Annotated in this window: 6 protein-coding genes; 4 read left to right on the top strand and 2 right to left on the bottom strand. The window is 64.8% G+C overall.

The features are described from left to right. Window positions 1-2 precede the first annotated feature (2 nt). The 3 genes from E4T66_RS15825 (at window position 3) to E4T66_RS15815 (ending at window position 2,612) form a co-directional block, all read left to right on the top strand. Complete coding sequence (locus E4T66_RS15825) at window positions 3-95, top strand: integrase core domain-containing protein (RefSeq protein WP_282706985.1); 93 nt, start codon at window positions 3-5, stop codon at window positions 93-95. Window positions 96-448: 353 nt separating this feature from the next. Further along, window positions 449-1,846, top strand: a complete 1,398-nt coding sequence (locus E4T66_RS15820; protein WP_211242966.1) for an NfeD family protein — start codon at window positions 449-451, stop codon at window positions 1,844-1,846. 13 nt (window positions 1,847-1,859) lie between these two features. After that, window positions 1,860-2,612: a slipin family protein gene (locus tag E4T66_RS15815; protein WP_136850016.1), complete on the top strand. Its 753-nt coding sequence runs from the start codon at window positions 1,860-1,862 to the stop codon at window positions 2,610-2,612. Between the two features lie 528 nt (window positions 2,613-3,140). On the opposite strand, the gene E4T66_RS15810 is transcribed toward E4T66_RS15815, so the two are convergent. Together E4T66_RS15810 and E4T66_RS15805 are read right to left on the bottom strand one after the other, a co-directional pair. Then, window positions 3,141-4,157, bottom strand: a complete 1,017-nt coding sequence (locus E4T66_RS15810; RefSeq protein WP_136850015.1) for a synaptic vesicle VAT-1 family membrane protein — start codon at window positions 4,155-4,157, stop codon at window positions 3,141-3,143. Between the two features lie 86 nt (window positions 4,158-4,243). Then, window positions 4,244-5,764, bottom strand: coding sequence for a SulP family inorganic anion transporter (locus E4T66_RS15805; protein ID WP_136850014.1), 1,521 nt, complete (start codon window positions 5,762-5,764; stop codon window positions 4,244-4,246). A 343-nt stretch (window positions 5,765-6,107) separates the two neighbouring features. Here E4T66_RS15805 and E4T66_RS15800 point away from each other — a divergent pair, with 343 nt between their 5' ends. Continuing rightward, entirely contained in the window at window positions 6,108-6,932 is an 825-nt protein-coding gene (locus E4T66_RS15800) for an SDR family NAD(P)-dependent oxidoreductase (RefSeq protein ID WP_136850013.1), read from the top strand. Window positions 6,933-6,944 lie beyond the last annotated feature (12 nt).

The following is a 6,944-nucleotide window of genomic DNA, read 5'->3' as shown; positions in this document are numbered from 1 at the left end:
TCATCAGCGACTGGATCCAGTTCTACAACCATCGGCGCCCTCACCAGGCGCTGAAGATGAAAACACCCGCTGAAGCATTTGCTTTAGCGGCATGACCTGTGCAGGTTTCGGTGGGTCATTACACGTTCGCACCGAGTAGCGCAGCGTATCGAGGTGGTGCATCAAGCTTGAAGGCATGGACGCTCAGATCAGAGCCGTGTCTCGATATGGCGCTGCGGCGCCTACTCGACATGAACGGGTCGCTATGAATTCCTGAAGGCTCAGATCAGAGCCGTGTCTCGATACGGCGCCTCGGCGCCTACTCGACATGAACGGGGAGTGATGAATTCCAGAAGTGCGGCGGTGTGTCTGATGGTTGGCAATCGCACCTCACCTTCCGTACGCACAGAGCGCCGTCTGCGCAATACCGGCGTGGTGACGGACGGGCGCGCGTATACTGGACCGCATGATGCGCTGGCTGACCCTCATCGGGCTTTTGCTGGCCGCGAGCAGTGTTGCGGCAGGGGACGCCTACGTCGCCGAGATCAGCATCGAGGGTGCGATCGGCCCCGCCACCAGCGCCCATGTCGAGAAAGCCATGACGCAGGCGCAGGACAGCGGCGCCACGGCGATCGTGCTGCGCATCGATACCCCCGGCGGACTCGACAGCGCGATGCGCGACATCATCAAGCGCGTGCTGGCTTCGCCGGTCCCGGTGATCGGATGGGTCGGCCCTTCCGGAGCGCGTGCAGCGAGCGCCGGCACTTACATTCTCTACGCCACACACATCGCGGCGATGGCACCGGCGACGAATCTCGGCGCAGCCACGCCGATTCCGGTTGGGGGTTCGTGGCCGTTGCCGGACAGCGCCACGCCAGCGTCGCCCCGCGATAACGATCCGGAGAGGAAGCCTGATGCGGCATCCGCTGCAGATGAGGCCACAACGTCAGACCCGTCCACTGGCGAGACGCGGGCGGTTCCGCGTGACGCAGCCACGACCAAGGCCATCAATGACGCGGTGGCATATATCCGCGGGCTCGCGGAACAGCGCGGACGCAATGCCGACTGGGCCGAGTCTGCGGTGCGTAACGGCGCATCGCTGTCTGCACAGCAGGCACTGAACGAGCAGGTCATCGACCTGGTCGCGGATGACGTTCACACGCTACTGCGCGCGGTCGACGGACGTACGGTATCGACCGCGACCGGCGAGCAGACGCTGCAGACTGCGGACTTGCGGGTCGAGACCCTAGAGCCGGACTGGCGCATCAAGTTGCTGGCGACGCTGACCAATCCGACCGTGGCCTACATGCTGATGTTGATTGGCATCTACGGCCTGCTGCTGGAGGGCTACCACCCCGGCGCGATCCTGCCGGGCGTGACTGGCGGCATCAGCTTGCTGCTGGCGCTGTACGCGTTCCAGTTGCTACCGGTGAACTACGTCGGCCTCGCGTTGATGGCGCTCGGCGTGGCCCTGATGGTGACCGAGACAATGGCGCCGAGCTTTGGCGTGCTCGGCATCGGCGGCACCGTTGCGTTCGTGCTCGGCTCGGTACTGCTGATGGACGTGGACGTGCCCGGCTACGGCATCAATGTGGGCGTGATCGTCGGCATTGCCGTATCCGCCGCTGTGGTGATGGCGCTGACACTGTATCTGCTGTGGCGTGCGCGTCACGCGCGCGTGGTCACCGGCGGCGAAGCGATGCTTGGCGAAACGGTCGACGTGCTGGAGTTCGCCGACGGCGAAGGCTGGGGCGAAATCGGCGGCGAGCGCTGGCATATCTGCGCGCAACACACCCTGCACCCCGGCCAACGTGCACGCGTCACCGGACGCCACGGCCTGCGTCTGGACGTGGAACCCATCAACTAGAAGGAGTGACCGCATGCTCGGACTCACAGGAATAATCATCACGATGGTGATGGCGCTGATCCTCGCTGGCGTGAAGGTATTGAACGAATACGAACGCGGCGTGGTTCTCACGTTCGGGCACTACACCGGCACCAAGGGCCCGGGGCTGATCTACGTGGTCCCGGTGGTTCAGAAGATGCTGCGGGTCGATCTGCGCACGATCGTCATGGACGTGCCGCCACAGGATGTGATCTCGCGCGACAACGTGTCGGTCAAGGTCAACGCGGTGCTGTACTTCCGCGTGATCGACCCCTCCAAGGCGATGCTGCAGGTGGCGCAGTACTACGACGCGACCAGCCAGCTCGCACAGACCACCTTGCGCTCGGTGCTCGGCCAGCACGAGCTGGACGACATGCTGACCGAACGCGACGCACTCAACCGCGATCTGCAGACGATCCTCGACAAGGCCACCGACGCCTGGGGCATCAAGATCAGCACGGTCGAGATCAAGCACGTCGACATCGACGAAAGCATGATCCGCGCGATTGCACGCCAGGCCGAAGCCGAACGTGTACGCCGCGCCAAGATCATTCACGCCGAAGGCGAGCAGCAAGCCGCTGTGAAGCTGCGTGAAGCGGCGGCGGAGCTGTCCAAGGAACCGCAGGCAATGCAGCTGCGCTACATGCAGACCCTGATCGATATCGCCGGCGACAAGAATTCAACGATCGTGTTTCCGCTGCCGATGGATCTGATCGCGCCGCTGTTGAAGAAGCTCAACGCCGACTGATTCACTGCGGTTCGAGGGGGATGCGCTGGGTTTCGTTGCGTTCTGGGCTGAGGCTCGGTGCTGTGTCTCGATACGGCGCCAGGGCGCCTACTCGACATGAACGGGTGGTGGTGAATTCGACAGACGCAAAGGTGCGGCTAATCTCACTCACCCACTTCACCGCCCGTTCGCACCGAGTAGCGCAGCGTATCGAGGTGGTGCGCCCAAGCTTGAAAGCAAGAACGCTCCGATCAGTGCGGTGTCTCGATACGGCGCCGCGGCGCCTACTCGACATGAACGGGGATCGATGAATTTCACACGGGTGGTGATGAATTCCGCGAATGCGAAAGTGCGCCTGATCTGTCCTCCCTCACTTCACTGCCCGTTCGCACCGAGTAGCGCAGCGTATCGAGGTGGTGCGCCAAGCTTGAAGGCAAGAACGCTCAGATCAGTGCGGTGTCTCGATACGCCACGCCTTGCGTGACTACTCGACATGAACCGGAAGCGATGGATTCCAGAAAGTGAGGTGGCGCGCCTGCCCCACCCGCATCACACCGTCAGCACCACCTTGCCGATGTTCTTGCGTGCCTCGATGTACGCATGGGCCTGACCGACGTCGGCCAGCGCAAAGGTTTTGTCGACGTGCGGCCGCACCCAGCCCTGCTCCACGCCCAGAAGCAGCGTTTCCATCCAGGTGCGGATCTTGTCGACCTCGTGCCACAGGTGGCCCATGTTGACGCCGAACACGCCGCGGTTCTGATCCATCAGGCCCAGCGGCGTGTACAGCGGCAAGCCGAAGACGATCTTCAATAACTTGAGCGGACCGAACAGCCCGGATTCGGTGGCGGTGGAAATACCGAACATGCCGAGGCGGCCGGTGGCGCGCAGGGCCTTGTAGCTCTTCTTCCAGTGACTGCCGCCCAGCGGATCGGTGATCAGCTCGACACCGCGATCCTGCGTCAGCCGCATCAGCTCCGGCATCCAGTCGCCACGGGTGTAGTCGATGGCGTGGTGCAGGCCACGATCCTTGAGGAAGGCATGCTTGCCGCTGCTGGCGGTGCCATAGATGGTTGCGCCGACATGCCGTGCGATGTCGATCGCGGCCAGACCGACGCCGCCGCCGACGTTGTGGATCAGCACCGATTCGTCCGCGGTCAGCGCGCCGACGACGACCAGCAACTGCCACGCGGTGAGGTAGTTCACCGGGATCGCCGCGGCCTGCGCGTGACTGAGGGATTCGGGTTTCTCGAACACCTGCTTGATCGGCATGATCACGGTGTCGGCATAGCCGCCGAAACGCGTAAGCCCGAACACGGGCTTGCCGACCCAGCTGGTGTCGACACCGTCCCCCACCGCATCGACCACGCCGGAGACTTCATAACCGACGACGCAGGGCGTTTTCGGCGCGTCCGGATACAGACCCTGGCGCGCCATGATGTCGGCAAAGTTGACGCCACTGGCGTGCACCCGCACGCGCAGTGTGTCCGGCCCCGGCGTCGGGTCCGGCGCCTGCCTCAGCTCCAGCTTGTCGAGACCACCCGCGCCGGTGATGTAGATCTGCTGCATGTCATGCCCCCGTTGTTATGGGGCCTAGTCTGCGCGTGATGGGTGCGCTCGGCCAGCACAGCGACGCCGGCACTTCAACACCGCGTTCAGGCGAGCTTGTCGTCGGCGACGTGGTAGTGCGGATCTTCGCGGTAGTTCACTTCGATCATGTTGCGCGCCTTGTCCAGCAGCTCCAGGCAATCCGGGCTGAGGTGGCGCAGCTTCAGCTGCTTGCCGGCGCGCTGGTAACGTTCGGCCAGCGCGTTGACGGCTTCGATCGCGGAATGATCCATCAGGCGCGCGCGTCCGAAGTCGATCTCGACCTCGTCGGCATCCTCGGCCGGCACGAACTGCTGCTGGAACTCGGCGGCGGATGCGAAGAACAGCGTGCCTTCCACCTGATACTGCTTGCGGCCGTCCGGCGTCTGCGTTGCGGTCACGCGCACATGCTTGGCGTGCTCCCAGGCGAACGCGAGCGCGGAGACGATCACGCCGACGAATACGGCGATCGCCAGATCCGCCGCGACGGTGACGCCGGCCACCAGCAGGCCGACGAACACGTCCATGCGCGGCACCTTGCCGAACAGGCGGAAGCTGCCCCACTCGAAGGTCTTTTCAGAGACGACGAACATCACGCCGATCAATGCCGCCAGCGGAATGCGTTCGATCATCGCCGAGCCGAACAGGATGAACGACAGCAGGAACAGCGCGGTGGCGATGCCGGACAGCCGATGCAATGCGCCGTTGTTCACGTTGATCATGCTCTGGCCGATCATCGCGCAGCCGCCCATGCCGCCGAACACGCCGGTGACGACATTGGCCGCACCCTGCGCCGCGCATTCGCGATTCGGCCGCCCGCGCGTATCGCTCATGTCGTCGATCAGGTTCAGCGTCAGCAGCGACTCGATCAGACCGATCGCGGCCAGAATCAGCGAATACGGCAAGACGATGCGCAGCGTCTCCAGCGACAGCGGCACCTGAGGCAGATGGAATGCCGGCAGGCCGCCCTTGATCGAGGCCAGATCGCCAACGGTGCGGGTTTCGATATCCAGCCCCAGGGTCAGCAGCGAGACCGCGACGATTGCCACCAGCGTGGCCGGCACCGCCTTGGTCAGCTTGGGGAACAGGTAGATCACCAGCATTGTCAGCGCGGTGAGGCCGATCATGCCGTACAGCGCGATGCCAGCGAGCCAGTGCTTGTTGCCGTCGACATCGACGACCTTGAAGTGCTCGAACTGCGCCAGCGCGATCACGATCGCCAAACCGTTAACGAAGCCGAGCATCACCGGGTGCGGCACCATGCGGATGAACTTGCCGAGGCGCAGCGCCGCGAACAGCAGTTGCAGCAGCCCCATCAGCACCACCGCGGCGAACAGGTATTCGACACCGTGCTCGACCACCAGCGCGACCATCACCACCGCCAGCGAGCCGGCGGCGCCGGAGATCATGCCGGGGCGGCCACCGAATGCCGAGGTGATCAGCGACACCAGGAACGCGGCGTACAGGCCGGTCAACGGCGAGACCTGCGCCACCAGCGCGAAGGCGATCGCCTCCGGCACCATCGCCAGCGCCACGGTGAGGCCGCTGAGCAGGTTGGTCTTGAGGTCTTGCGGGGACAGCTTGAACACGGCGCACTCCGGAATCAAAGAAAAACGCAGCCCTCCGCGGCGCACGCGGCTGCGGCGACAGGACGGGATGTGAACGGTGACCGCCCGGCATCGGGCGACGGCGCAGCGAACCGCGCAGCCTGCGCCCACCGAAACGGGCCATGGCGGCGCCGGCGAAGCGCCCGCGTCTTGCGGGCATCACTTTGCTGCGATGCAACATTGTCCCGGATGCATCCCGTCACGTCCACCGCGGACGCAGGCCGCTGACTGCGCCGCCGCCAGCGTGCGCCATGCCGGCCAAGGCGCGACGTGCACAATGCGGCGACTATCCGGGCATACAAACAGAACATCACGAGGAGTACCGATGGCACAGACCATCCGCGGCAAGACCATCGTCATCACCGGCGCATCCAGCGGCATCGGCGAAGCCACCGCTCTGGAGCTGGCGCAGGCCGGCGCGCGCTTGTGCCTGGTGGCACGCCGCCGCGACGAGCTGGAGCGCGTGCAGCAGCTGGCGACGGAGATGGGCGCCGAGGTGTGGATCTATCCGGCCGATCTGTCGAAGGCGAAGGCAGTCGAGGACTGCGCGAGCGCGATCCTGGCCGAGCATGCGCAGATCGACGTGCTGGTGAACAACGCCGGGCGCTCGATCCGCCGGCCGGTGCGCGAGTCGCTGGACCGCATGCACGACTTCGAGCGCACGATGGAGCTGAACTACTACGCGGCGGTGCGGCTGACGCTGCGCCTGCTGCCGGGCATGCTGGAACGTGGCAGCGGCCATATCGTCAATGTGTCCAGCATGTCGGTGCTGATGCCGACGCCGAACTTTGCCGCCTATGTCGCCAGCAAGTCCGCGCTCGAAGGCTTTTCACGCACGCTGGCGGCGGAGCTGGTCGGCAGCGGCGTGCACGTCAGCGTGATCAACTTCCCGCTGGTGAAGACGGCGATGACGGCGCCGACCAAGATCTATCGCTACCTGCCGCAGATGAGCCCGAAGCGCGCGGCCGGCTGGATCATCAAGGCGATCACGAAGCAGCCGCTGCGCGTGGCCAACGGTTTCGGCCAGTCGTGGAATGCGGCGACGGCATTGATGCCGGGCACGACAGTCGAGTGGACCGGGCGCCTGTTCCAGGTGGTGGGCAAGAGTCTGCAGCAGCGCGCCGAACGCGCGTCACACCGCACGAAGTAGGCGACGCCGCCC

Origin of the sequence: Sinimarinibacterium arenosum (genome assembly GCF_005047655.1) — a bacterium.
In the GTDB taxonomy this organism is placed as follows: domain Bacteria; phylum Pseudomonadota; class Gammaproteobacteria; order Nevskiales; family Nevskiaceae; genus Solimonas.
This window is presented reverse-complemented; position numbering and strand designations above follow the sequence as displayed.

Excerpts from the sequence above, each read along its gene's own strand:
- E4T66_RS15820 (WP_211242966.1), top strand. The coding sequence starts at position 449 with ATGCGCTGGCTGACCCTCATCGGGCTTTTGCTGGCCGCGAGCAGTGTT.
- E4T66_RS15815 (WP_136850016.1), top strand. The coding sequence starts at position 1,860 with ATGCTCGGACTCACAGGAATAATCATCACGATGGTGATGGCGCTGATC.
- E4T66_RS15810 (WP_136850015.1), bottom strand. The coding sequence starts at position 4,157 with ATGCAGCAGATCTACATCACCGGCGCGGGTGGTCTCGACAAGCTGGAG.
- E4T66_RS15800 (WP_136850013.1), top strand. The coding sequence starts at position 6,108 with ATGGCACAGACCATCCGCGGCAAGACCATCGTCATCACCGGCGCATCC.